Raw genomic sequence first — 22,564 nt, 5'->3', positions numbered from 1 at the left:
AAGCTCGTCTGGGAGGGAACCCGGGGCACGATCCACCACGCGGCGGGGGTGCCGCATACGGGCCGGAGCGTCCGGGAAGGAATCAGAGCGGACCGCGCTGTCCGACCGACTCCAAGGATAGGTGTCGATACGGACGCGCAGGCTCTCGGGCTCTTGCCGCGGCTCGGCACGCTGCCATACTTACGTCGCCGTAGGTTACGGAACCGTAGGGACGTACCGCTGGAGTCCCGCTCGGTCCGGTCGGCCCGGCGCCCTGTCCCGACCCTCGAACCCCACAGGGGACACGCATGACCTCACGTTCCGATGTGATCGAAGAATCCCGTACGGCCGACGACACTCTCATCGCCTCCGCCACGCTGGGTGGCGAGCAGAAGCGTTCGATCGAGCAGATCACGCTGCTCCTGTTCATCACCGTGCCGTTCCTGGCACTGGTGGCGGCCGTGCCGCTGGCCTGGGGCTGGGGGGTGAGCTGGCTCGATCTGGGCCTGATGGTGTTCATGTACTTCCTGGGGTGCCACGGCATCACGATCGGTTTCCACCGGTACTTCACCCATGGTTCGTTCAAGGCCAGGCGGCCCCTGAGGATCGCGCTGGCGATCATGGGGTCGCTGGCGGTCGAGGGCCCGCTGGTGCGGTGGGTCGCCGACCATCGCAAGCATCACAAGTTCTCCGACGCCGAGGGTGACCCGCACTCGCCGTGGCGGTACGGGGAGACGGTCCCGGCTCTGCTGAAGGGTCTGTGGTGGGCGCACATCGGCTGGATGTTCGACGAGGAGCAGACGTCGCAGGAGAAGTACGCGCCTGATCTGATCAAGGACCCGGCGATCCGGACGATCTCCCGCCAGTTCGTCTACTGGACGGCCGTGTCCCTCGCGGTGCCCCCGCTGGTCGGCGGTCTGGTGACGATGTCCTGGTGGGGCGCGTTCACCGCGTTCTTCTGGGGTTCACTCGTGCGAGTGGCGCTGCTGCACCATGTGACGTGGTCGATCAACTCGATCTGCCACGCGGTGGGCAAGCGGCCGTTCAAGTCGCGGGACCGCTCGGGCAACGTGTGGTGGCTGGCGGTGCTGTCCTGCGGCGAGTCCTGGCACAACCTGCACCACGCCGACCAGACGTCCGCGCGGCACGGTGTGGAGCGCTGGCAGCTGGACTCCTCGGCGCGGTTCATCCGCTGGTTCGAGATGCTCGGCTGGGCGTACGACGTGCGCTGGCCGTCACGCTCGCGTATCGATTCGCGCCGTAACACCGAGGAAGGCGGCTCCCGGCGCCGGAAGGAGCCCGTGAAGGCGGCATGATTGACGGCGTGGCGACCGACTCCAGCACCCCCAGCACCGACAAGCCGCGGCGAGCGCGCCGGACCCGTATGACCGGTGCGGAGCGCCGCCAGCAGTTGCTGGAGATCGGTCGCACCCTCTTCGCCGCGAAGGGCTTCGAGGGCACCTCGGTGGAGGAGATCGCGGCGAAGGCCGGGGTGTCCAAGCCGGTGGTGTACGAGCACTTCGGTGGCAAGGAGGGGCTGTACGCGGTGGTGGTGGACCGCGAGATGCGGCGGCTGCTGGACATGGTCACCGGCTCGCTGACGGCCGGCCACCCCCGCGAACTGTGCGAGCAGGCCGCCTTCGCTCTTCTCGACTACATCGAGGAGTACACGGACGGCTTCCGCATCCTGGTCCGTGACTCCCCCATCCCGCAGTCGACGGGCTCCTTCGCCTCGCTGATCTCCGACATCGCCACCCAGGTGGAGGACATCCTGGGCCGCGAGTTCAAGTCCCGCGGCTTCGACCCGAAGCTCGCCCCGCTGTACGCCCAGGCACTGGTCGGCATGGTCGCCCTGACCGGCCAGTGGTGGCTGGACGTACGCCGCCCGAAGAAGGCGGAGGTCGCGGCGCATCTGGTGAACCTGGCCTGGCACGGGCTGGACGGCCTGGAGCAGAAGCCTCGGTTGATAGGGCACCGCAAGAGCTAGCAGTGTCCGCCATCGGGTGATGATCACCCGATGTGATGACCTTTGTCGGTCCCGGCGGCTACCGTGGGTACTCAGGACGAGAATCCCGTTCATGGGAGGAATCACCATGACTGCCGAGCCGAGCGCCGCACACGACTCCGAGCCCGGCATCCACCTGCCCGTGCCGCCGCCCGAGGGCTTCACGGTCGACGACCTGTTCACCTTGCCGGACCTCCCGCCGCACACCGAGTTGATCGACGGGAGCTTGGTCTTCGTGAGTCCGCAGCGACGTTTCCACAACAAGATGATGGAACTGCTGGTGAACGGCTTGCGCTCGACACTGCCGGACAACCTGAGTGTCGAACGGGAGATGACCGTGGTCCTGGACCGGCGCAACGGTCCGGAACCAGACGTCAGCGTCGTCCGCGCGGAAGCCGTCACAGGGCTTGAGCAGACCCGGTTCAAGGCGGAGGACCTGGTGCTCGCCGTCGAGGTTGTCTCACCGGACTCCGAGGCCCGTGACTACGACACCAAGCCCTTGAAGTACGCGGCAGCCGGGATCCCCCATTTCTGGCTGGTCGATGTGGCCGAGGGCAATCGGCACCCCGTGATCCGGACCTACGAACTCGACCCGGTGACCAAGGCGTATGGGCTCACTGGCATCCACCACGACAAGCTCGAGCTCGCCGTGCCGTACGACATCGCCATCGACATCACTCTGAACGCCCTGAAGCATCTGTAGCCACCGGCTCCAGAAACTCCAACCGGTTCCCCACCGGATCCTCCGAGTAGAAGCGTCGGCAGCCCGGCAGCTTGTCGTCCCAGGTCACCGGCGCGCCCCTCTCCACGAGCCGGGCCGCGTACGCCTCGATATCCGTCACCCTCAGTCCGGGGTGTGCCTTGCGGGCCGGCCGGAAGTCCTCCTCGATGCCGAGGTGGAGCTGTGCGGCCTCCGCCTGGAACCAGCAGCCCCCGCGCGCCGCGAGCGCCGGTGGCTTGGGGATCTCCGTCATGCCGAGGACGTCGGCGTAGTACGCCCGCAGGTCGTCCTCGGAGCCGGGCGGTGCGGCCAGCTGGACATGGTCCACGGCGATGATCACCTCACACCCCCTTCACGGCCACCGCGAACAGCCGCCGGAAGGGCAGGACCGTGCCGTACGGCGCGCTCGGGTAGGCCTCGCGGAGCAGGTCCCGGTATTCGGTGACGAAGGCGTCGCGGGCCTCGGGGTCGTCGGCGAGGGCGGTGAGGGCGGGGCGCAGGCCGGTGCCCTTGACCCAGTCCAGGACCGGGTCCTCGCCCTGAAGGACGTGGAAGTACGTCGTCTGCCACACGTCGGCCTCGCAGCCGAGGCGGGCGAGGCGGTCCAGGTAGGTGCCGGGGGTGTGGACGGAGTCCTCGTGGCGCAGGACGTCGGCGAGGCGGGGCTTCCAGCGGGGTGTGGCGGCCAGTTCGCGCATCAGGGCGTGCAGCGGGGCGTCGATGTTGTCCGGGACCTGGAAGGCGAAGGTGCCGCCGGGCTTCAGCGCGCCGATCCAGTCGGCGAAGCGGTCGGCGTGACCCGGCACCCAGTGGAGGGTGGCGTTGGAGAGGATCAGGTCGTGCGGCCCCTCGGGCGTCCAGACGCGGGCGTCGGCGTGGGCGAAGTCCAGGCGGCCGCCCCCGGCCGTGGCGCCCTCGTGGTCGACGTGCGCCTTGTCGAGCATCTCGGGCGAGTTGTCGTAGCCGGTGATGTGCGCGGTGGGCCAGCGCTCGGCGAGCAGGGCCGTGACGTTGCCGGGGCCGCAGCCGAGGTCCGCGATGCGCGGTCGGTCATCCGGCAGGGCGGGGACGCGGGCAAGCAGGTCGGCGAAGGGGCGGGCGCGGTGGCCGGCGTGGCGGAGGTACTGGGCGGGATCCCAGGTGGGCGTCGTCATGACTCCACTCTCCCGCCCCACATATCTTGATGTCAAGAGACTTGAAATCAAGAGGATTGAGATCAAGAGACTTCATGTCGACACAACCACTACACTGATCTCCATGGAGGACGAGGTCGATCGGCTGGTCGCAGCGTGGCGCCGGGAGCGTCCGGACCTCGACGTGGAGCCGCTGGAAGTGCTCAGCCGGGTGAGCAGACTGGCCCGGCACCTGGACCGCGCACGCCGGCTCGCCTTTTCCGAGCACCAGCTCGAACCCTGGGAGTTCGACGTACTGACCGCGCTCAGACGCGCGGGCTCGCCGTACCAGCTCTCCCCCGGTCAGCTGCTGACGCAGACCCTGGTCACCTCGGGCACGATGACCAACCGGATCGACCGGCTCACGAAGAAGGGCCTGGTGGAGCGCCTGCCCGACCCGAGCGACCGGCGGGGCGTACTGGTCCGGCTGACCGACACGGGCCGGGACCGCGCGGACCAGGCACTGGCGGGCCTGCTGAAACAGGAGCGGGCGATCCTCGGCGAGCTGTCCCGAGCCCAGCGCGCCGAACTCGCCAGCCTGCTACGCCAGCTGACCGCCCCGTTCGACAACGTCCCCGGCTAGGTCCACCGGACCGACTCCGGCCCGCCGGGCGAGCGCCACGGCGGCCAGGGTCGAGTGGACGCCCAGCTTGCCGAGGACGTTCTGCATGTGGGTGCGCACGGTGTGCGGGGAGAGGAACAGGCGTTCGGCGACGGCCTTGCGGCCGAGGCCCGCGACCATGCAGCGCAGCACCTCCCGCTCGCGCGGGGTCAGCGACTCCACCAACTGCTCGCTCTCGGTGCGGTGCTTGCGCGCGGCCGTCAGCTCCTTGAGTACGCCGGTGAGCAGGGCGGGCGGCAGATGCGTCTCGTCGCGCAGCACCCCCCGGATCACCGTCAGCAGCCGGGAGAGCGAGCAGTCCTTGGCGACCCAGCCGGAGGCACCCGCCTGCAGCGCGAGGGCCGCGCGCCGGGGGTCGTCCTTCTCGGCGAGGACCACCGTGCGCACCGCGGGCTGCGCCGAGCGGACGCCGACGACCAGCGAGATCCCGTCGACCAGGCCGTCCTCGTTGCCCTCCTGCACCGGCACGGCCGGGCGCACGCCGGGCAGGTTGCCGCCCAGGTCGGCGTCGACGAGCAGGACGTCGTAACGGCGGCCCTCGGCGGCCGCGCGCTCCAGGCAGCGCAGCGCGGCCGGGCCGCTGCCGGCGGCCGAGACGTCGACGTCGGGCTCGGCGGCGAGCGCCGCGGCCAGCGACTCGGCGAAGATACGGTGGTCGTCGACGACCAGGACTCGGATACGAACCACGAAACCCCCTTCCCCAGGCTCCGCGTGGAGCAGGGGATGACCAAGGTCCGGAGCACGACGACCCGCGCGGGCACGACACCTGCGGAAGGAACGCCGACCGCACGGCCGCCGCCGTTGCGGAAACTGCTACCCCCACCACAGGCGCCGTACCCGCCTGTCTCGCCCCCTGATATGCACCGGCCCCCACCGGTGCTGTTCATCAGAGTACGGATGGGAGCAGAGAGCGGAAGCCGATTTGCAGAACTGGCCGTCCGGCACGTTTATGGTGTGCCGCATGTTTCGTATTGAGGCGGAAGTCGACAAAGCCCGACGTGATCTGCTCCGCTCCCGGCTGCGGGACACCAACACGGCGGCCTCGCCGGTCCTGGCGGCGCTTCGGGGCACGCCGGGGGAGCGCGAAGTCCCGCTGCACGTCTGGGCGCTGGACTCGGCGGGAGACCTGGCCGGAGGTCTGGTCGGCCACACCTGGACGACCTGGATGCACGTCACCTACCTGTGGGTCGACTCCGCCCACCGCGGCACGGGCCTCGGCTCCCGCCTCCTGGCCGAGGCCGAGCACGTCGCCCACACCGACCGCGGCTGCACGAGCGCCCGACTGGAGACGTGGGACTTCCAGGCCCCGGAGTTCTACAAGAAGCAGGGCTACGACGTGGTGTGCGTGATCCCCGACTATCCGCCGGGGATCACGGAGTTCACTTTGACGAAGCGGCTGGGGTGAACCAGTCGCGCTTCTCTACGGCCCTTGCGGCGCCCGTTCACTCCGCAGCGAGCCCCAAAGGCGCGATCGCTGCGGCCTGAATCCTCGAAGTCGACAACCCGGACCCTGGATCCGTCCCACAAGTAGTTGGCGAGATTGCCGTCGCCTGGGCCGAAGACCTCGGGGCCCCGTGAGGTGTCGGCTTCCAGCCCGGAACGGGCCAGCCAGCTCAGTCCGACGTCCATGGCCCGCCTCACCAGCCCGCCGGTCTGGGGCCGCATGTCCACCGCCCACCTGCCGATATGGCCGACGAGTTCGCTCGGCCGTCCGGGTCTGAGCGGAACCTGACGAACCACATCGGGTGGCACTGCTTCATAGAGCACGGCTACGGCCTCAACCAGCGCTTCAAGCTCCTTCTTGCCCAGGGCAGTGCCACGCAGGGGAACACCAGCCAGGCGAGACATCACCACTACGGGCTTGTCGAGCGCGAGATCTGACTCCCAGAGCGTGAGCGGACAGCAGCAGCAACCCCCGCCACTCGCGTTCCGCACGGCCATCGTCCCTCGACGTGAACCGTTTGATCACACTGTCCGCGGTCATCTCAAACTCATGAGAAGGGATCCTGCCAGGCCATCCCTCACGCGCTCCTGCTCCCCATCCTCCCCGCACCGTCCACAACCGAATCAGAAGGGGCGGTGTCGTCATGCCTTCCGCCTTCCGGCTGCCGCCGAGTTCCTGAGCGCTCCTACTCGGGTCGGTGCTCGAAGGTCATTCCGGCGCAGAGTTCGGGGTGACGGTAGGCGGTGGCGGGGGCGGGTAGGGCGGTCGGGGCGGGATCCGTGGCCCGGGCGGGCCCACTGGTGGAGACGGCTGGGGTTCCATCGACCGGCGGGGGCGGGGTGGCGGCTGCCGGGGCGTGAGGGGCGGGGCCGGGGCCGGAGGTGGTGGCGGGGGGGCTGAGGCAGCTCGCGGTCCACCAGCACCGGGCCACCCTCCCGCAACCGCTCGATGGTCTGCTCCGCCCGGCGGCGGGCCCGGGGGGCGTCGTCACGTCGGAAGACGAGCAGGTAAGTCCACTTTCGGATCCGGTGGCTCGAGAGCAGCTGGTACCCGAGCGCGTGGGCGATCTCCTGGGCCCGAGGCCTCGCCGACGTACCGAGCCGCATCTCGACCATGCCCCGGCCGTCGAATGGGACCGTATATCGTCGTCCCTCATCAACGGTCCTTGTAGCGGGGACATGGGTGACCGGATCAGGCACCTGGCCGTTGGGTGGGTATGCGATGGCGCTGGATGGTGGCATGGTCGCTATGCGCCATGACCGCCGGCGGGTTGATGTCCGTGTGGGCCCTGAAGGGTTCCGACCAAGTCTCTGCTGCCGCTTCGGTGCTCGGGACTGTGGTCGGTCTGCTCGGGATCCTGGCAGTCTGGGCGTGGCGGGGCAAACCACACCACAAGAACTCCGACACGGAGCAGATCGCGGAGACGGCACAGACACTTTCCCGCGTGGTTCGGCGCCAGTGGGAGGACGAGGCCATCCTGCGGCAGCTCTTCGAACCTGCGCCCCTGCCCGTGATCTGGACACCCTGCCGGCGCGCGGAGCTCATGGACCACGGCACGCGGGCGGATACCGCAATCCGGTGCCACGCGCATGACCCCGACGAGCTGGTTGAGACGTTCCAGAGGGCCACGCGTCAGCGCATTGTTGTGCTGGGGCCTGGTGGTTCGGGAAAGACAACCTTCGCGGTTCTGCTTCTTCTCGCCCTGCTGCGGACGCGCGATTCCGAAGACCCGCTACCAGTGCTGTGCCCTCTGTCCTGCTTCGACCCGTCACGCGAGAGCGCTCGGGACTGGCTGCAACGCCGCGTCACCGAGGACTACCCCGTGCTGAGCGATGTCCAGCGATATGGCACCAGCGCCATCGTGGAGCTGCTCACCGAGCACCGTCTGGTGCCCGTGCTTGACGGGCTCGATGAGGTACCCGTAGCACGCCAGGCAGCGGTCCTGGCAGCCCTCAACGACACCTTGCCGACGAACGCACCGCTCGTACTGACCTGCCGCACCGACGACTATGCGCGCGCCGTACGGGAAAGCACGCCCCTGGCGAATGCAACTGTCCTGGAGCCTGCGCCGCTCCATATCGGTGAAGCACTTGCTGCGCTGCGCCTGGCCGCTCCCACCCAACGCCGTCCCGCATGGGACGCCTTGGCCGATCACCTCACCCAGAACCCCGATTCACCGGTCGGCCACGTCCTGACCAGCCCTCTGATGGCGACCCTGGCCCGATCTGTGTACGCCGGCGGAGACCGTGATGTCACCGAGCTGACCGACCTTCGCCGCTTTCCCGCTCTTCCCGCTCTTGAGCACCACTTGCTGGACGCGCTCGTTCCAACTCTCTATGCGCGCTCCCAGCGACAGGCCCCCACCGGAGGCTGGGACCCCGAAAAAGCGCGGCATTACCTGACGTTCATTGCGCAGGGACTGAGTAAAGAGGGTGCCTTCGACTTTGCCTGGTGGAAGCTCCACACATGGAGCTCCGCGCTGACCAAGCCTTGGCGGCGAGCTGCTACTTGGCTGGCTGTCACTCTTGTCGGACACCTTGTCACCAATCCGTTCCTGGTGCTCTTCTTCGGGGCGCCGTTGGAGATCGTGCCCATGTGCATGGCGCAAGCGGCTGTGGTCGTGCCCATGTTTCTCCTCAGCAGCAGAGTGTCGGTCCCCCTGGCGAGGACGGGGCGTCGAACCGGCTTCTCCGCCCTTGTGGCCCTCAGCGGTGGCCTGGCCGTCACCCCAGCCACCGTGCCCTTCCTGCCAGGCACGAACGTGGCGCACAAGTTCCTCGGAGCCACCGCCTTCGTTGGCGTGTGCCTGTGGCTGGTCCTTCTCGCTGCGGGCTTGCCCACCCCGCCGGAACGGCCGAACTGCGGCCGCCTTGGCGTAGCCCAGTGGCGACGACGTCTGCCCCGCGCATTGGCCAGCGTGGCATGCGTCGCCGTCTCGTCCGCACTGTTCTTCGCGAGCTACGCGGCATACGTGCACCGCAACGGAGAGCCGCGTTTCCTGGCGAGCCTGCGCGACGGGCTGGTGATCGGTGGCGTCCTGGGCATGGGACTCGCCTTCTTCCGCTGGATCAGGTCCGCCTCCGCTGCCGACGGGCAAGAAACCGCCGCGGAGACGCTGCGCGCCGATCGTCTCCTTGCGCTGCTCGGCGGGGGAGCCTGCGCCGTCCTGTTCGTCCTGCCTGACGCCGGTGTCAGGACGAGTATCTGGTTCGCCAGCACAGTCACAGATCTCGCGATCGTGACCGCTTTCCGTCTCCTCGACATCGGGGTCATCGGGTTCGTCCTCGCACTGGCAACCTGCGCCTGGCCGTACTACGTCATCGCTCGGATCCAGTTCGCTGCCTGCGGGCAACTCCCCTGGCGGCTACAGGCATTCCTGGCAGACGCCCATCGCCTGGGCATCCTGCGCAGAGTGAACTCGACCTACCAGTTCCGCCATGCCCGGCTGCAAAGCCGCCTTGTCGAAAGCACTCGGCTGCCGGAGCCACGCACTCCTGCCGACCTACCGGGCGCACATTCCGATTCAACGACCTCGTCATGAGCCATCGCTGCGTGCCAACCTGCGCGGTCTCCCTGCCAGAGCGAGACGAAACGCGGGACATCACATGCGACAGTCGTTATCGGCGCAGCTCAGCGTCGTGCTGTGGGACATCGGAAACGAGAACCTACACGAAGGCACCCCTCCGCGCCGATGCCTGCTGCGGCCGCGCGAGGAGTCCGGGGCAGGAAGGCGGTTCCTGGGCGCAGGGCATCGCGCCCCGGTACCGTGAAGCCGACACCGTGAAAGGAGCCTCGGCCGCCATGACCGCACACCCGGCAGACTCCGGCCCGCCCCACACCCCCCCCATGCGCACCATCGGCGAACTCCGTGCCGCCCTCACCCTGGGCTACGGCTTCCCCGGCGACGCCGACGACTTCGAGGCCGAGCTGGCCCGGGAGATCAATCACGCCGACCCCGCCGATCTCAGTGGTGTTGTCCGTCTGGTCGAAGAGTTCCGCGGCCGGATCATCGCCCGGCAGGATCCCGGCTTCGACGCAGCGGTTGCCGCTGCCGTCGCCGAGATCCGGGCCGCCCGAGGGACCGCGCGGTGACCGAGGGCCGGCAACCGGTCATTGCCGAAGTCACGCATGAGGCCCTCGCCCGCTGTCAGGCCATCGGCGGAGGGGCTGTCGAAGCCGTCGAAGCCCTGCGCGCCGAACTGGAGAAGACCCCGACGCTCGGTCGGCGGGCCGGCAGTGCCGTCGGAGAGATGAAGATCTACACAACCCGTCTCGAACCCACGGACACCCGCCCAGCTCTCACCGTCACCTACGTCTACGACGCCCCGCCACCCGAGCCCGGCCTGATTCGCATCGCGCTCGTGTCCCCCGTGCGCTTCGCGGGCGGCGGCACCGAGGGCTGAACCGGCACCGCCTCCCCCCTGACCTGCCTCAGTTCACCCGCCGCGCCCCCGCCGAGGGCACCGCCTCGAAGACGCGCGGGGCCGTGAAGCCGGCCACCGTGAAGGCCTCCTCCACCGCCTTGGCCAACGTGTCCACGTCGGTGGCCTCCGCCAGGACGATCACCGAGCCGCCGAAGCCGCCGCCGGTCATGCGGGCGCCGAGCGCGCCGTTCGCGAGGGCGGTGTCGACGACCAGGTCCAGCTCCGGGCAGGAGATGCGGAAGTCGTCGCGCAGGGAGGCGTGGCCCTCGGTGAGGACGGGGCCGATGGCGCGGGTCTCGCCGGCGCGGAGGAGGGATACCACGCGCTCCACTCGCTGGTCCTCCGTGACGACGTGCCGGACCAGGCGGACGATTTCTTCCTCGTCGCCCAGGCGGGCGAGGGCCCTGTCCAGGTCGGTGTAGGAGATGTCGCGCAGGGCGTTCACGCCGAGCAGGGCCGCGCCCTTCTCGCAGCCGGCCCGGCGCTTGCCGTACTCGCCGCCGCTGTGGGCGTGCTTGACCTGGGTGTCCACGACCAGCAGGCGCAGGCCCTCGGCGGCCAGGTCGAAGGGGATCTGCTGCTGGGACAGGTCGCGGGTGTCGAGGAAGAGGGCGTGCCCGGACTCGCAGCAGGCCGAGGCCGTCTGGTCCATGATGCCGGTCGGGGCGCCGACGTAGACGTTCTCGGCGCGCTGGCACAGGCGGGCCAGCTGCCAGCGCTGCAGGCCGAGGTCGTACAGGTCGGCCAGCGCGAGCGCGATCACGACCTCCAGGGACGCGGAGGAGGACAGGCCCGCGCCGGTCGGGACCGTGGAGGAGAGGTGGACGTCGGCGCCGGTGACCGGGTGACCGGCCTCGCGCAGGGCCCAGACCACGCCCGCCGGGTACGCCGTCCAGTTCGGGTCGCTCTGCGGGGCGAGGGAGTCCAGGCGCAGCTCCACGACCCCGCCCTGGACGTCCGCCGAGTGCAGGCGCAGGACTCCGTCGGTGCGGCGGGAGACGGCCGCGGTCGCCTGGTGCGGCAGCGCGAAGGGCATCACGAAGCCGTCGTTGTAGTCGGTGTGCTCGCCGATGAGGTTGACGCGCCCCGGTGCCGCCCAGACGCCCTCCGGTTCGGCTCCGTACAGCTCGGCGAAGCGCTCCCGGACCTGCTGTGCCCCCACTAGTGCTCCTTAGCGATGTGCTGCGTGAACTCCCACGCGTCCGCGACGATCCCCGCGAGGTCCGCGCGGGACGGGTTCCAGCCCAGCTTCTCGCGGGCCGTGTCCGCCGAGGCGACCAGGACCGCCGGGTCCCCGCCGCGGCGCGGGGCCACGACCTCGGGGATCGGGTGGCCGGTGACTTTACGGACGGTCTCGACGACCTCGCGGACGGAGAAGCCGCTGCCGTTGCCGAGGTTGCAGATCAGGTGCTCGCCCGGCCGCGCGGCCGTGAGGGCCAGCAGGTGGGCCTCGGCCAGGTCCGCGACGTGGATGTAGTCGCGGATGCAGGTGCCGTCCGGGGTCGGGTAGTCGTCGCCGTAGACCGAGATCGCCTCGCGTCGGCCCTGGGCGACCTGGAGGACCAGGGGGATCAGGTGCGATTCGGGGTCGTGGCGCTCGCCGTACGCCCCGTAGGCGCCGGCCACGTTGAAGTAGCGCAGGGACACCGCGGCCAGGCCGTGGGCGTTCGCCTCGCTGGTGATCATGTGGTCGACGGCGAGCTTGGTGGCGCCGTAGGGGTTGGTCGGCTTCGTCGGGGCGCTCTCCACGATCGGGACCTGCTCCGGCTCGCCGTAGGTGGCCGCGGTGGAGGAGAAGACCAGCTTGCGGACGCCCGCCTCGCGCATGGCGCCGAGCAGGGCCATGCTGCCGGCCACGTTGTTGTCCCAGTACTTCTCCGGCTTCACCACCGACTCACCGACCTGCGAGGAGGCGGCGAAGTGCAGCACGCCGTCGTAGGAGGAGTCGAGCCACTTGGCGGCGTCGCGGATGTCGCCCTCGACGAACGCGGCACCGGCGGGCACGCCCTCGCGGAAGCCGGTGGAGAGGTTGTCGAGGACGGTGACCTCGTGTCCGGCCTCCAGCAGGTGCTGGGCCACCACGCTGCCGACGTAACCCGCCCCGCCCGTCACCAGGTACTTCATGAACTCGCTACCTCTCGCAGTCGCTCGGCCGCGCGCTCCGGCGGCACATCGTTGATGAACACGTTCATGCCGGACTCGGAACCCGCGAGAAACTTCAGCTTGCCGGAAGTGCGGCGGATGGTGAAAAGCTCGAGGTGGAGCGCGAAGTCGTCCCTCGTCACACCGTCGAACTCCTCCAGCGCGCCGAACGGGGCCTGGTGCCAGGCCGCGATGTAGGGCGTGGGGGGCTCACCCGAGCCGAAGATCCGGTCGAAGCGCCTCAAGAGTTCCAGATAGATCTGGGGGAATTCTGTGCGTGCCGCCTCGTCGAGCGCGAGCAGATCGGGGACGCGGCGCTTCGGGTACAGGTGGACCTCGTAGGGCCAGTGCGCCGCGTGGGGCACGAAGGCCACCCAGTGTTCACCCTCAAGGACGACCCGCTCCCCGGCGAGTTCCTGCTCCAGGACGGCGTCGAACAGGTTCTCCCCGCCGGTCGCCTCCTTGTGGGCGGCGAGCGAGCGGAGCATCAGCGCGGTGCGGGGCGTGGTGAAGGGGTAGGCGTAGATCTGACCGTGCGGGTGTCCGAGGGTCACGCCGATCTCTTCGCCTCGGTTCTCGAAACAGAACACCTGCTCGACGGAGGGCAGGTGCGACAGCTCCGAGGTGCGGTCCGTCCAGGCGTCCAGCACCAGGCCGGCCTGCTCCTCGGTGAGGTCGGCGAAGGAGGCGTCGTGGTCGGAGGTGAAGCAGACGACCTCGCAGCGTCCGGAGCCGCCCGCCAGCGACGGGAAGCGGTTCTCGAAGACGACGACGTCGTACGAGGAGTCCGGGATCTCGCTCAGGCGGTCGCCCATGGATGGGCACAGCGGGCACTCGTCGGCCGGCGGATGGTACGTGCGGCCCTGCCGGTGGGAGGCGATCGCCACCGAGTCACCGAGCAGCGCGTCGCGGCGGACCTCGGACGTGGTGATCGTACGGTCCAGCGGGCGGCGGTCGACGGCGTCCCGCACGGTGTCGTCCCGAAGGTCGTAGTAGATCAGCTCACGACCGTCGGCCAGCCGGGTCGAGGTCTTCTTCACGCTGACTCCTTGATCAAGCGCCCCTGGGGGAACAGCCCGCACGGCCTGTCCGCACCCAATCACTCAACACAATCAAACATAACAGACCACAACCCGACAACACCCTGGACCATCACAATCAAACAAAGGACATCAACAGAAGTGTTCAATTGCTGAACGCGGAGGCATAGGTTCCGCTCCGGATCAGTTCGCGCAACGAAGCGAGTTCTCATGCAAACCCCCACATATGCCCCCACAGAACTGGCGGCGGAGCTACGGCTCCCCACGAACGGGCTGGACTACACGATCCTGGCGATCTACTTCGTCGTCGTCCTCGGCATCGGCTTCGCGGCCCGGCGCTCGGTGAAGACCAGCCTCGACTTCTTCCTCTCCGGACGCTCGCTGCCCGCCTGGATCACCGGCCTCGCCTTCATCTCGGCGAACCTGGCGGCCACGGAGATCCTGGGCATGGCCGCGAACAGCGCCCAGTACGGCGCCTACACCGTGCACTGGTACTGGATCGGCGCCATCCCCGCCATGGTCTTCCTGGGCCTGGTGATGATGCCCTTCTACTACGGCAGCAAGGTCCGCTCGGTCCCCGAGTTCCTGCTGCTGCGCTTCGACCGGGGCGCCCACCTGCTCAGTTCGATCTTGTTCGCCTTCGCCGCCATCCTGATCGCCGGCGTCAACCTCTACGCCCTCGCGATCGTCGTCGAGGCCCTGCTCGGCTGGCCGCAGTGGGTGGCCATCGTGGTCGCCGGCGCCTTCGTGCTCGCGTACATCACGCTGGGCGGCCTGTCCTCCGCGATCTACAACGAGGTGCTGCAGTTCTTCGTGATCCTCGCCGCCCTCATCCCGGTCACCGTCCTCGGCCTGAAGAAGGTCGGCGGCTGGAGCGGCCTGACCGACAAGCTCACCGCGCAGCACGGGCCGGACTTCGTCACGGCGTGGGGCGGCACCGGCATCGGCAGCGCCAACCCGCTCGGCGCCAACTGGCTGACCATCGTCCTCGGTCTCGGCTTCGTGCTCTCCTTCGGCTACTGGACCACCAACTTCGCCGAGGTGCAGCGCGCCCTGTCCGCGAAGAACCTCTCCGCCTCCCAGCGCACCCCGCTGATCGCCGCCTACCCGAAGATCTTCATCGTCTTCCTGGTGATGATCCCGGGCCTGGTCGCCGCAGCGATCATCCCGAGGTTCGGCGCCGCCGGCTCCGGCTACCAGTACAACGACGCCATCCCCTTCCTGATGCAGGAGCTGCTGCCCAACGGCGTCCTCGGCATCGCGGTCACCGGTCTGCTCGCCGCGTTCATGGCCGGCATGGCGGCCAACGTGTCGTCGTTCAACACGGTGTTCACCAACGACATCTGGGAGAAGTACGTGGTGTCCGGGCGCGAGGACGCGTACTACGTCCGCTTCGGCCGCCTGATCACCGTGATCGGCGTCTGTGCCTCCGTCGGCACGGCGTTCCTGGCCTCGTCGTTCTCGAACATCATGGCCTACCTGCAGACGCTGTTCTCCTTCTTCAACGTGCCGATGTTCGTCGTCTTCATCGTCGGCATGTTCTGGAAGCGCGCGTCCGTCAAGTCCGGCTTCTGGGGCCTGCTCGCCGGCACCGTGACCGCGATGGTCAACTACTTCGTCTTCTACAAGAAGGGCATCATCTCGATCCCCACCGACCAGGGCGCCAACTTCGTCTCCGCGATCGCGGGCTTCGTCGCCGGCGCGGTCGTCATGTTCGCGGTGTCCCTGTTCACCCGGCCGAAGCCGGCCGAGGAGCTGCAGGGTCTCGTCTACGGCACCCGCTCCCCCGGCATGGCCGAACCGCCCGCGCCCGGTGACGAGGCCTGGTACCGCAAGCCCGCCCTGCTGGGCTGGGGCGCGGTCATCCTGGCCGCCGCCTGCTACATCCCGTTCTCGTTCTGACCGCGGGAGGATGAGGAAACCATGACCGAGCATCCCGAGCACCCTCGCCGTCACGACCACTGGACCGAGGAAGAGGTCGCGCGGGAGGTCTCCGAGCTGGAGACCAAGTCCGCGACCGCGTCCCGCATCTTCGACCTGCGCCGCATCATCGGCGGGCTCTTCGTGGTCTACGGCGTCATCGTCACGATCGTCGGCATCACCGACTCCCAGGCCGCCATCGACAAGGCCCAGGGAGTCAACATCAACCTGTGGACCGGCATCGGCATGCTGCTCCTCGGCATCTTCTTCCTGGTGTGGCTGAAGTTGCGCCCGACTCCCCCGCCGTTGCCTCCGGCGGAGAAGCAGGCGGAGTAACGCCGTTGCCCTGCGGGTCGTCTTTCGTCTGCGGGTCCGTTGTGGCTGGTCGCGCAGTTCCCCGCGCCCCTTAGGAGTTGCAGCCCCGTCGGCCACATAGTTGCCGTCCGTAGCTGCGGGCAGTCGCCCGCCCAGCTACAGCTCCGGCCCCGCCGAATCCATCAGCGGGCCCGCGCGATCCAGCAACCCCGTCCGCGCCGCCAGCGCCGCCGCCTCCAACCGCGAACCCACGCCCAGCTTCATCAGGACCCGCTGGACGTGGGTGCGGGCGGTGCTCGGGGCGATGCCCATGCCCGCCGCGATCAGGCGGGTGTCCTCGCCGTCGGCCACCCGCACCAGCACTTCGACCTCCCGCGGCGTCAGCATCTGCAGCAGCCGCTGCCCCTCGTCATCGGGCTGGGCCGCCGGATTGAGCAGCTCGCCGAAGGCGCCCTGCAGCAGCTGCGGGGCCACCGCCGCCTCCCCCGCGCGAGCCTTCATGATGGCCCGCTCGACCCCCTCGATCCGCTCGTCGTGCCGTACGTACCCCGACGCACCGGCCGCGAAGGCCGCCGCGATACCCCGCGGCGACGGCACCGGGCCCAGCACCAGTACGGCCACCTGCGGACGGTCCCGCTTGATCTTCACCACCGGGTCGAAGGCCCCCGGCTCGGCCGGTGCCGCCGTCCCCAGCAGGCACACCTCGGGCGCCCGCGCGATCACCAGATCCGCCGCGCCCGCGGCCGGCGCCGCCGCCGCCAGCACCCGGTGCCCGCGCAGCTTCAACGCCGACGCCAACGCCTCCGCGAGCAGGCGATGGTCGTCGACGACCATGAGCCGCACTCCCATAGAGCAACCCCCCAGTCCCCCCCATGGATGCCCCACTATGGCGCCCACCGGTCCAGCACGACAGAGGGCCGCCCCCCGGCGCCCCTGCCTTCATGCCCCCGGAAGCTACACGCTTGTTCGACGTCGCGCTGCCCCTATGAAGGAGAAGTGCCCCGGATCGATGAAATCCGGGGCACTCCCTGGTAATACCTGGCATTCACCCCGGGGCGCTCCGAAGCGCCCGGGGGCGTGCGATCAGCCGCCCGCGCCGAACGCGAGCAGCAGATACTCCTTGCCGTACGACACCTTGTGCGCGTACGCGGCCGACATGAACAGCCGTCCCTGCCCGTACCGGATCTCCGCGTATTCCGGGGACATCGTGGACTCCGCCTGCCGTACGTCCTGCGTGGCCGGGTTCTCCAGCAGCTTGGTCGCCTTGAAGGAGCCGCCGTCGAGGCTGACGACCTGGCCGCCCTTGTTGTACGGCGGCTGCTTGTAGGCGAGCAGGTTGCCGCCGTCCATGCGCAGCGGGGAGATCGTGTAGCCGTCGCCGGCCTCGGCGCGCTGGCCGGTCTGCTTGCCGGTGGTCAGGTCGAAGGCGACGATCTCGTTGGTCTTGCTGTACTGGCCGGTGCCGTCGTGCTCCTCGGTCGGCACGTACAGCTTGCCGGCGCCCGCGACGACCTCCCGGCAGTCCTCGACGCGGGTGATGCCGTCGCAGCGGCCGGCGTAGGTGTCACCGGGCGCGGAGATGCGGGTGAGCAGCTTGCCGGTCTTGTTGTCGATGGAGAAGTAGTCCGAGATGCCGCTGCCGTCGCCCGCGCTGTTGCCGACGTCGGCGGCCACCACCAGCGGGTCGGTCGAGACGACGCTGGCGTACTCGATGCCCGTCGCCATCTGGTAGTCGGAGATCACCTTCCCGGAGGCCGGGTCGATGGTCTGGATGTGCAGTTGCCGGCTGCCGTAGCTGCCGCACTTGCGCACCGCGACCAGCTTGGGGCCGCCGCCGTACCCGTCGTCGTAGCAGGAGTCCGTCGGCTTCGGCTGCCACAGCGGCTTGCCGGAGTCGATGTCGAACGCGGCACCGCCGCTGGTGCTGCCGACCGCGACGGTGTGCTGAGAGACCGTCACGTTCTCCAGGCTGACCACGGAGTCACCGGTCTTGACCGTCTTCGTCCACAGCGTGGTGCCCTTGCTGAGGTCGATGGCGGCGACCTGGCTGCATCCCGCGGTGGAGCCCTTCGTGGGCATCTTCGGCTGGAAGACGATCGCCGTCTTGTTGTCCGCGGTGACGTGCTTGCTGGCCGTGCACACCGGGCCGGGAAGCTTGAGCGTCCACAGCTTGGAGCCCTGGGCGACGTCGTAGCCGACGATCTCCGCGATCCCGCTCTTGGCGTACACCGTGTCGGTCAGCCAGGAGCCCGCGGTGACGACGGAGTCGTTCGCCTTGGGCATCGGGACCTTGAAGAGGACCTTGGCGGCGGGGTTCGCCGGCACCTTCTCCTTGCCGCCCGAGGACGTGCCCCCGGAGCCGTCCTTGCCGCCCGAGCCCCCGCTGGAGCCGGCGGTGTCGTCCTTCTTGCCGTCGCCCCCGGAGGACTTGGCGTACCAGACACCGCCGCCGACGATCAGGCCGATCACGACGAGCGCCGCGACGATGATGACGAGGGCGCTGTTGTTCTTCCCGCCGCCGGACTGCGCGGGCTGCGGAGCCATCGGCACGGTGGGAGCGCCCGGATAGCCGTAACCCTGCGGCTGGGTGTACGGGCTCTGCGGCGCGCCGGGGTAGCCGTAGCCGGGCTGGGGCGGCTGCGGGGCCTGGGGTGCCTGCGGGTAGCCGTAGCCGGGCTGGGGGGCCTGGGGCGGCTGGGGGGCCTGGGGGTAGCCGTAGCCGGGCTGCGGGGCCTGGGGCGGCTGGGGTGCCGGGGGCTGGGGCGGGCCGAAGCCGCCCTGCTGCGGGGGCTGGTTCGGCGGCTGGTTCGGGGGCGGAGGAGGCGGCTGGGTCATGGCGGAGGTACCTCGGTGAAGCTGTCGGGGCCGGACGGCGGAAGGAGGACGGGAGACGGGCCGGGACTCACTTGCCGAAGGCCATCATCAGCTTCTCCTTCGAGTCGTCGTTGCCGGACAACCGGGAGGAGGAGATGAAGAAACGCCCGTCGGCCCACTCGACGTCACCGTCGAAGAAGGAGTCCTCGATCTCCGCGGTGCCCGCCGGGTTCTGCAGCACCTTGGCCGGGGTGTGCGAGCCGCCGGAGGTCGGGATCGACACGATCTGGCCGCCCGCCTCGTACGACGGCTGCACATACGCGATCAGCTTGCCGCCCTCGGTCCGCAGCGGGGACATCGACTCGTCCACGGGGGACTTGACGCGCCACTTCTGCTTGCCGTTGGCCAGGCTGATGGCGACGATCTCGTTGGCGCCGGTCGTGGTGTCGGTGGGCAGGTAGAGCGTGTCGCCGTCGACGGCGACGCCCTGGCAGCCCTGCAGGTCGCGTTCGAGGATCGCCCAGCCGCAGTGCGGGGCGAACTTCTCGTCCACCTTGACCTCCGAGCGGAACTTGCCGTCCTTGGTGAAGGTGGAGATGTTCCAGGCCTTCTTGCTCTGGTTGGTCAGGTAGACCACCAGCGGGTCGAGGGAGTACGTCCGCGCGACCGTCCAGCCCTTCTTGACCGGCTGCGTCCACTTCACCTTGCCGCTGGCCGGGTCGAGTTCCTGGATCTCGTCGTGCTCGTTGCTGCCGCCGGCGCCGCAGGAGGCCACCTGGATCAGCCGGCCCGGGCCGCCCGCGAACGCGGTCGGGAAGCAGGCCGTACCGTACTTCTTCTTGTCGAACAGCTTGTGGCCGGTCTCCAGGTCGTACGCCGTGCCCGACTGCGAACGGCCCACCATCAGCGTCTTTCCGCTGATGGCCAGCTCGATGCTGATCGCGCTGTCGAACAGCGCGCCGTCGGCGACCTCGCCGCTCCAGCCCTTCTTGCCGGTGTTCAGGTCGATCTGCTGGATCTGGTTGCACTTGGCGCGGTCGCTGACGCCGCTCATGTACGCCACGACGATCTTGTCGTCGGCGGACTTCTCCGGGGTGACCGCACAGATCTTCTGCGGAAAGGCGATCGGGTCCCAGGTCGGGTTGCCGTTGCCGACGTTGTAGGCGACGAGCTGCTTGTACGCCGCCTTCACCGCCGTCTTGCCGGTGATCCACATGCCGGGTGCGTCGGCGCCGGAACCGGGGGCGTCGGGTGCGGTCTTGTACCAGAGCACCTTCGCCTCGCCGGGCTTGCGGCCGGCGTTGAGGTTCTCCGGGTCCGCACCGCCGTCGCCGCTGCCGTCACCGGGGTTGACCGGGTCACCGGAGGACTGCTTGCCGTCGTCACTCTTCTGGGCGACCGGCTTCTTGCCGCTGCCGTCGTCGCTCGTCAGCGCGTAGACGGTGCCGCCGATGACGGCCAGCGCGGCCACCGCGGCACCGATGATCAGCGCCGTCCGCCCCTTGAACGCCGGCTTCCCGCCGTAGGGGGCACCGGGCACGGTGCCGGGCGCGCCCGGGAACTGGGGCGGCTGCTGCGGATAGCCGTAGCCGGGCTGGGCGGCGTACGGGCCGGGCTGCGGGGGCTGGGCGTACGGGCCCGGTGCGCCGGGGGCTCCGTACGGGCCCGGCTGGGCGTAGGGGCCGGGCTGCTGCGGGTAGCCGTAGCCGGGCTGGGGCTGCGGGGGCTGAGGTGGCTGGGCCGGTGCCTGGGGCGGCTGGGCCGCCGGCGGCGGTGGCGACTGCGGGGCCCCGAATCCGCCACCGTGCGGCGGCTGGTCCTGCGGTGCTCCGAAGCCGCCCTGCGGCGGCTGGTTGGGCGGCTGAGTCATCAGCGCTCTTCCCCCTCGTTCACTGATTTTTAGCCACGCCCTGAGGTTCGTTCACGGACCCAAGGTCGTACTCAGACAGTTCTCAGACGGCTCTTTCTATCACCAAGGGCAGACAACAGACGGGGCCGTGCCCTCCCCTGTTCCCAAGGGAGGACCGGCCCGTGACGCCGTCGTTATGCGCCTTCACGCCCCCTTCACGCAGCGCACGCGCCCCCTGCGCGAGATGCGTGTGAGGTCGTGTGCGGTCAGGCGTCCTCCGCCAGTTCCAGCCAGCGCAGCTCCAGTTCCTCGCGCTCGGTGGCCAGATCGCGCAACTGGCCGTCCAGTTCGGCGACCTTCGCGAAGTCCGTGGCGTTCTCGGCGATCTGGGCGTGCAGCTTGGACTCCTTCTCGGAGACCTTGTCCAACTGGCGCTCGATCCGCTGGAGTTCCTTCTTGGCGGCGCGCTGGTCGGCGGCGCTCTTCTCCGACGTGTCCGGCTTGGGCGCCGTGGCGGCGGCCCGTGCGGCGACCGCCTCCTCCATCCGCTGACGCCGCTCCAGGTACTCGTCGATGCCGCGCGGCAGCATCCGCAGGGCGCCGTCGCCGAGGAGGGCGAACACCCGGTCCGTGGTGCGCTCCACGAAGAACCGGTCGTGGGAGATGACGATCATCGAGCCGGGCCAGCCGTCGAGGACGTCCTCCAGCTGGGTGAGAGTCTCGATGTCGAGGTCGTTGGTGGGCTCGTCGAGGAAGAGGACGTTGGGCTCGTCCATCAGCAGGCGCAGCAGCTGCAGGCGCCGGCGCTCACCACCGGACAGGTCGCCGACCGGCGTCCACTGCTTCTCCTTGCTGAAGCCGAACGTCTCGCACAGCTGGCCGGCGGTCAGCTCGCGCCCCTTGCCGAGGTCGACGCGCTCCCGGACGTGCTGCACGGCCTCCAGGACCCGCCAGGTGGGGTCGAGTTCGGCGACCTCCTGGGAGAGGTAGGCGAGCTTGACGGTCTTCCCGACCGCGACCCGGCCGCCCGCCGGCTGCGTCTCGCCCTCGGTCCGCGCCGCCTCGGCCATGGCCCGCAGCAGGGAGGTCTTGCCGGCGCCGTTGACGCCGACGAGGCCGATGCGGTCGCCGGGGCCGAGCTGCCAGGTGACGTGCTTGAGCAGCACCTTGGGTCCGGCCTGCACGGTGACGTTCTCCAGGTCGAAGACCGTCTTGCCGAGACGGGAGGAGGCGAACTTCATCAGCTCGCTGCTGTCCCGGGGCGGCGGCACGTCCGCGATCAGCTCGTTGGCGGCCTCCACCCGGAAGCGCGGCTTGGAGGTGCGCGCGGGCGCCCCGCGGCGCAGCCAGGCCAGCTCCTTGCGGATGAGGTTCTGCCGCTTGGCCTCCTCGGTCGCGGCGATCCGCTCGCGCTCCGCGCGCGCGAAGACGTAGTCGGAGTAGCCGCCCTCGTACTCGTAGACGTCGCCGCGCTGCACGTCCCACATGCGGGTGCAGACCTGGTCGAGGAACCAGCGGTCGTGCGTCACGCAGACCAGCGCCGAGCGGCGGCTTTGCAGGTGCCGGGCCAGCCAGGAGATGCCCTCGACGTCGAGGTGGTTGGTGGGCTCGTCGAGGACGATCAGGTCCTGTTCCTCGATGAGCAGCTTGGCGAGCGCGATACGGCGCCGCTCGCCACCGGACAGCGGCCCGATGACGGTGTCGAGCCCCTTCGGGAAGCCGGGCAGGTCGAGCCCGCCGAACAGCCCGGTGAGCACGTCCCTGACCTTGGCGTTGCCGGCCCACTCGTGGTCGGCCATGTCGCCGATGACCTCGTGGCGGACGGTGGCGGCGGGGTCGAGGGAGTCGTGCTGGGTGAGCACGCCGATGCGCAGCCCGCCGGAGTGGGTGACGCGTCCGGTGTCGGCCTCCTCCAGCTTGGCGAGCATCCGGATGAGGGTGGTCTTGCCATCGCCGTTGCGGCCCACCACACCGATCCGGTCGCCCTCGGACACACCGAGCGAGACGCCGTCCAGCAGGGCACGGGTGCCGTACACCTTGCTGACGTTCTCGACATTGACCAGGTTGACGGCCATTTCACTCCTGCCAAGGGGGACGGATCGACCTTCCAGCGTAGT

Annotated in this window: 21 protein-coding genes; 10 read left to right on the top strand and 11 right to left on the bottom strand. The window is 69.4% G+C overall.

Features of this window, described 5'->3' with window-relative positions; translation table 11 throughout:
- Nucleotides 1-287: 287 nt before the first annotated feature.
- The 3 genes from ACFY3C_RS35105 (at nt 288) to ACFY3C_RS35095 (ending at nt 2,687) form a co-directional block, all read left to right on the top strand.
- Nucleotides 288-1,295, top strand: a complete 1,008-nt coding sequence (locus tag ACFY3C_RS35105; protein WP_390773674.1) for an acyl-CoA desaturase — start codon at nt 288-290, stop codon at nt 1,293-1,295.
- Nucleotides 1,292-1,966: a TetR family transcriptional regulator gene (locus ACFY3C_RS35100; protein ID WP_386573230.1), complete on the top strand. Its 675-nt coding sequence runs from the start codon at nt 1,292-1,294 to the stop codon at nt 1,964-1,966. Before ACFY3C_RS35105 ends, ACFY3C_RS35100 begins: the two co-directional genes overlap by 4 nt.
- Nucleotides 1,967-2,072: 106 nt before the next feature.
- Entirely contained in the window at nt 2,073-2,687 is a 615-nt protein-coding gene (locus ACFY3C_RS35095) for a Uma2 family endonuclease (RefSeq protein WP_390773673.1), read from the top strand.
- Here ACFY3C_RS35095 and ACFY3C_RS35090 read toward each other — a convergent pair.
- Both ACFY3C_RS35090 and ACFY3C_RS35085 read right to left on the bottom strand, forming a co-directional pair.
- A complete protein-coding gene (locus ACFY3C_RS35090; RefSeq protein WP_390773672.1) occupies nt 2,659-3,045 on the bottom strand; it encodes a VOC family protein in 387 nt (128 codons plus the stop codon). The genes ACFY3C_RS35095 and ACFY3C_RS35090 overlap by 29 nt on opposite strands.
- 1 nt (nt 3,046) lies before the next feature.
- Nucleotides 3,047-3,859 carry a trans-aconitate 2-methyltransferase gene (locus ACFY3C_RS35085; RefSeq protein ID WP_390773671.1) on the bottom strand — a complete coding sequence of 271 codons (813 nt, stop codon included), beginning with the start codon at nt 3,857-3,859 and terminating at the stop codon, nt 3,047-3,049.
- Nucleotides 3,860-3,962: 103 nt separating this feature from the next.
- Between ACFY3C_RS35085 and tamR the strand changes: the two genes are divergently transcribed.
- Entirely contained in the window at nt 3,963-4,460 is a 498-nt protein-coding gene (tamR, locus tag ACFY3C_RS35080; protein ID WP_386573235.1) for a MarR family transcriptional regulator TamR, read from the top strand.
- Here tamR and ACFY3C_RS35075 read toward each other — a convergent pair.
- Nucleotides 4,419-5,186, bottom strand: coding sequence for a LuxR C-terminal-related transcriptional regulator (locus tag ACFY3C_RS35075; RefSeq protein ID WP_386573236.1), 768 nt, complete (start codon nt 5,184-5,186; stop codon nt 4,419-4,421). The genes tamR and ACFY3C_RS35075 overlap by 42 nt on opposite strands.
- Before the next feature lie 262 nt (nt 5,187-5,448).
- Between ACFY3C_RS35075 and ACFY3C_RS35070 the strand changes: the two genes are divergently transcribed.
- On the top strand, nt 5,449-5,904 hold the full coding sequence (locus ACFY3C_RS35070; RefSeq protein WP_386573854.1) for a GNAT family N-acetyltransferase: 456 nt from the start codon (nt 5,449-5,451) through the stop codon (nt 5,902-5,904).
- Here ACFY3C_RS35070 and ACFY3C_RS35065 read toward each other — a convergent pair.
- Nucleotides 5,856-6,347, bottom strand: a complete 492-nt coding sequence (locus tag ACFY3C_RS35065; RefSeq protein WP_390773717.1) for a hypothetical protein — start codon at nt 6,345-6,347, stop codon at nt 5,856-5,858. The genes ACFY3C_RS35070 and ACFY3C_RS35065 overlap by 49 nt on opposite strands.
- An 851-nt stretch (nt 6,348-7,198) precedes the next feature.
- On the opposite strand from ACFY3C_RS35065, the gene ACFY3C_RS35060 reads away from it, so the two are divergent.
- The 3 genes from ACFY3C_RS35060 (at nt 7,199) to ACFY3C_RS35050 (ending at nt 10,346) form a co-directional block, all read left to right on the top strand.
- On the top strand, nt 7,199-9,484 hold the full coding sequence (locus ACFY3C_RS35060) for an NACHT domain-containing protein (protein ID WP_390773670.1): 2,286 nt from the start codon (nt 7,199-7,201) through the stop codon (nt 9,482-9,484).
- 260 nt (nt 9,485-9,744) lie between these two features.
- Nucleotides 9,745-10,035, top strand: coding sequence for a hypothetical protein (locus ACFY3C_RS35055; RefSeq protein ID WP_390773669.1), 291 nt, complete (start codon nt 9,745-9,747; stop codon nt 10,033-10,035).
- Nucleotides 10,032-10,346 (top strand): hypothetical protein, encoded by a 315-nt coding sequence (locus ACFY3C_RS35050; RefSeq protein ID WP_390773668.1) that lies wholly within the window; start codon nt 10,032-10,034, stop codon nt 10,344-10,346. The genes ACFY3C_RS35055 and ACFY3C_RS35050 overlap by 4 nt, the downstream gene beginning before the upstream one ends.
- Before the next feature lie 28 nt (nt 10,347-10,374).
- Here the strand turns inward: ACFY3C_RS35050 and galK are convergent, their stop codons facing one another.
- From galK to galT, 3 genes are read right to left on the bottom strand one after another with little or no spacing between them, the layout of a single operon-like run.
- Nucleotides 10,375-11,529 (bottom strand): galactokinase, encoded by a 1,155-nt coding sequence (galK, locus tag ACFY3C_RS35045; protein ID WP_390773667.1) that lies wholly within the window; start codon nt 11,527-11,529, stop codon nt 10,375-10,377.
- Nucleotides 11,529-12,491, bottom strand: a complete 963-nt coding sequence (gene galE / locus ACFY3C_RS35040) for a UDP-glucose 4-epimerase GalE (protein WP_390773666.1) — start codon at nt 12,489-12,491, stop codon at nt 11,529-11,531. Before galE ends, galK begins: the two co-directional genes overlap by 1 nt.
- A complete protein-coding gene (gene galT / locus ACFY3C_RS35035) occupies nt 12,488-13,549 on the bottom strand; it encodes a galactose-1-phosphate uridylyltransferase (RefSeq protein ID WP_390773665.1) in 1,062 nt (353 codons plus the stop codon). Before galT ends, galE begins: the two co-directional genes overlap by 4 nt.
- Before the next feature lie 210 nt (nt 13,550-13,759).
- On the opposite strand from galT, the gene ACFY3C_RS35030 reads away from it, so the two are divergent.
- Together ACFY3C_RS35030 and ACFY3C_RS35025 are read left to right on the top strand one after the other, a co-directional pair.
- Nucleotides 13,760-15,451, top strand: coding sequence for a sodium:solute symporter family protein (locus ACFY3C_RS35030; protein ID WP_386573245.1), 1,692 nt, complete (start codon nt 13,760-13,762; stop codon nt 15,449-15,451).
- Between the two features lie 21 nt (nt 15,452-15,472).
- Nucleotides 15,473-15,805: a hypothetical protein gene (locus ACFY3C_RS35025; RefSeq protein ID WP_386573246.1), complete on the top strand. Its 333-nt coding sequence runs from the start codon at nt 15,473-15,475 to the stop codon at nt 15,803-15,805.
- A gap of 135 nt (nt 15,806-15,940) precedes the next feature.
- Here the strand turns inward: ACFY3C_RS35025 and ACFY3C_RS35020 are convergent, their stop codons facing one another.
- From ACFY3C_RS35020 to ACFY3C_RS35005, 4 genes are all read right to left on the bottom strand, one after another.
- A complete protein-coding gene (locus ACFY3C_RS35020) occupies nt 15,941-16,633 on the bottom strand; it encodes a LuxR C-terminal-related transcriptional regulator (RefSeq protein ID WP_390773664.1) in 693 nt (230 codons plus the stop codon).
- Nucleotides 16,634-16,867: 234 nt separating this feature from the next.
- A complete protein-coding gene (locus tag ACFY3C_RS35015; protein WP_390773663.1) occupies nt 16,868-18,619 on the bottom strand; it encodes a PQQ-binding-like beta-propeller repeat protein in 1,752 nt (583 codons plus the stop codon).
- 67 nt (nt 18,620-18,686) lie between these two features.
- The gene (locus ACFY3C_RS35010; RefSeq protein WP_390773662.1) at nt 18,687-20,468 is read right to left on the bottom strand and encodes a PQQ-binding-like beta-propeller repeat protein; all 1,782 of its coding nucleotides are present in this window, start codon (nt 20,466-20,468) and stop codon (nt 18,687-18,689) included.
- 245 nt (nt 20,469-20,713) lie between these two features.
- On the bottom strand, nt 20,714-22,522 hold the full coding sequence (locus tag ACFY3C_RS35005; protein WP_390773661.1) for an ABC-F family ATP-binding cassette domain-containing protein: 1,809 nt from the start codon (nt 22,520-22,522) through the stop codon (nt 20,714-20,716).
- Nucleotides 22,523-22,564 lie beyond the last annotated feature (42 nt).

This window comes from Streptomyces sp. NPDC001410, assembly GCF_042895235.1.
GTDB lineage: Bacteria > Actinomycetota > Actinomycetes > Streptomycetales > Streptomycetaceae > Streptomyces.
The sequence above is the reverse complement of the archived record's forward strand: the minus strand, read 5'-3'. Positions and strand labels throughout refer to the sequence as shown.

Excerpts from the sequence above, each read along its gene's own strand:
- ACFY3C_RS35015 (WP_390773663.1), bottom strand. The coding sequence starts at position 18,619 with ATGACCCAGCCGCCTCCTCCGCCCCCGAACCAGCCGCCGAACCAGCCC.
- ACFY3C_RS35065 (WP_390773717.1), bottom strand. The coding sequence starts at position 6,347 with ATGTCTCGCCTGGCTGGTGTTCCCCTGCGTGGCACTGCCCTGGGCAAG.
- tamR (WP_386573235.1), top strand. The coding sequence starts at position 3,963 with ATGGAGGACGAGGTCGATCGGCTGGTCGCAGCGTGGCGCCGGGAGCGT.
- ACFY3C_RS35070 (WP_386573854.1), top strand. The coding sequence starts at position 5,449 with ATGGTGTGCCGCATGTTTCGTATTGAGGCGGAAGTCGACAAAGCCCGA.
- ACFY3C_RS35030 (WP_386573245.1), top strand. The coding sequence starts at position 13,760 with ATGCAAACCCCCACATATGCCCCCACAGAACTGGCGGCGGAGCTACGG.
- ACFY3C_RS35060 (WP_390773670.1), top strand. The coding sequence starts at position 7,199 with ATGACCGCCGGCGGGTTGATGTCCGTGTGGGCCCTGAAGGGTTCCGAC.
- ACFY3C_RS35100 (WP_386573230.1), top strand. The coding sequence starts at position 1,292 with ATGATTGACGGCGTGGCGACCGACTCCAGCACCCCCAGCACCGACAAG.
- ACFY3C_RS35010 (WP_390773662.1), bottom strand. The coding sequence starts at position 20,468 with ATGACTCAGCCGCCCAACCAGCCGCCGCAGGGCGGCTTCGGAGCACCG.
- ACFY3C_RS35020 (WP_390773664.1), bottom strand. The coding sequence starts at position 16,633 with ATGGGAGTGCGGCTCATGGTCGTCGACGACCATCGCCTGCTCGCGGAG.
- ACFY3C_RS35095 (WP_390773673.1), top strand. The coding sequence starts at position 2,073 with ATGACTGCCGAGCCGAGCGCCGCACACGACTCCGAGCCCGGCATCCAC.
- ACFY3C_RS35085 (WP_390773671.1), bottom strand. The coding sequence starts at position 3,859 with ATGACGACGCCCACCTGGGATCCCGCCCAGTACCTCCGCCACGCCGGC.
- ACFY3C_RS35025 (WP_386573246.1), top strand. The coding sequence starts at position 15,473 with ATGACCGAGCATCCCGAGCACCCTCGCCGTCACGACCACTGGACCGAG.
- ACFY3C_RS35055 (WP_390773669.1), top strand. The coding sequence starts at position 9,745 with ATGACCGCACACCCGGCAGACTCCGGCCCGCCCCACACCCCCCCCATG.
- ACFY3C_RS35005 (WP_390773661.1), bottom strand. The coding sequence starts at position 22,522 with ATGGCCGTCAACCTGGTCAATGTCGAGAACGTCAGCAAGGTGTACGGC.
- ACFY3C_RS35105 (WP_390773674.1), top strand. The coding sequence starts at position 288 with ATGACCTCACGTTCCGATGTGATCGAAGAATCCCGTACGGCCGACGAC.
- galE (WP_390773666.1), bottom strand. The coding sequence starts at position 12,491 with ATGAAGTACCTGGTGACGGGCGGGGCGGGTTACGTCGGCAGCGTGGTG.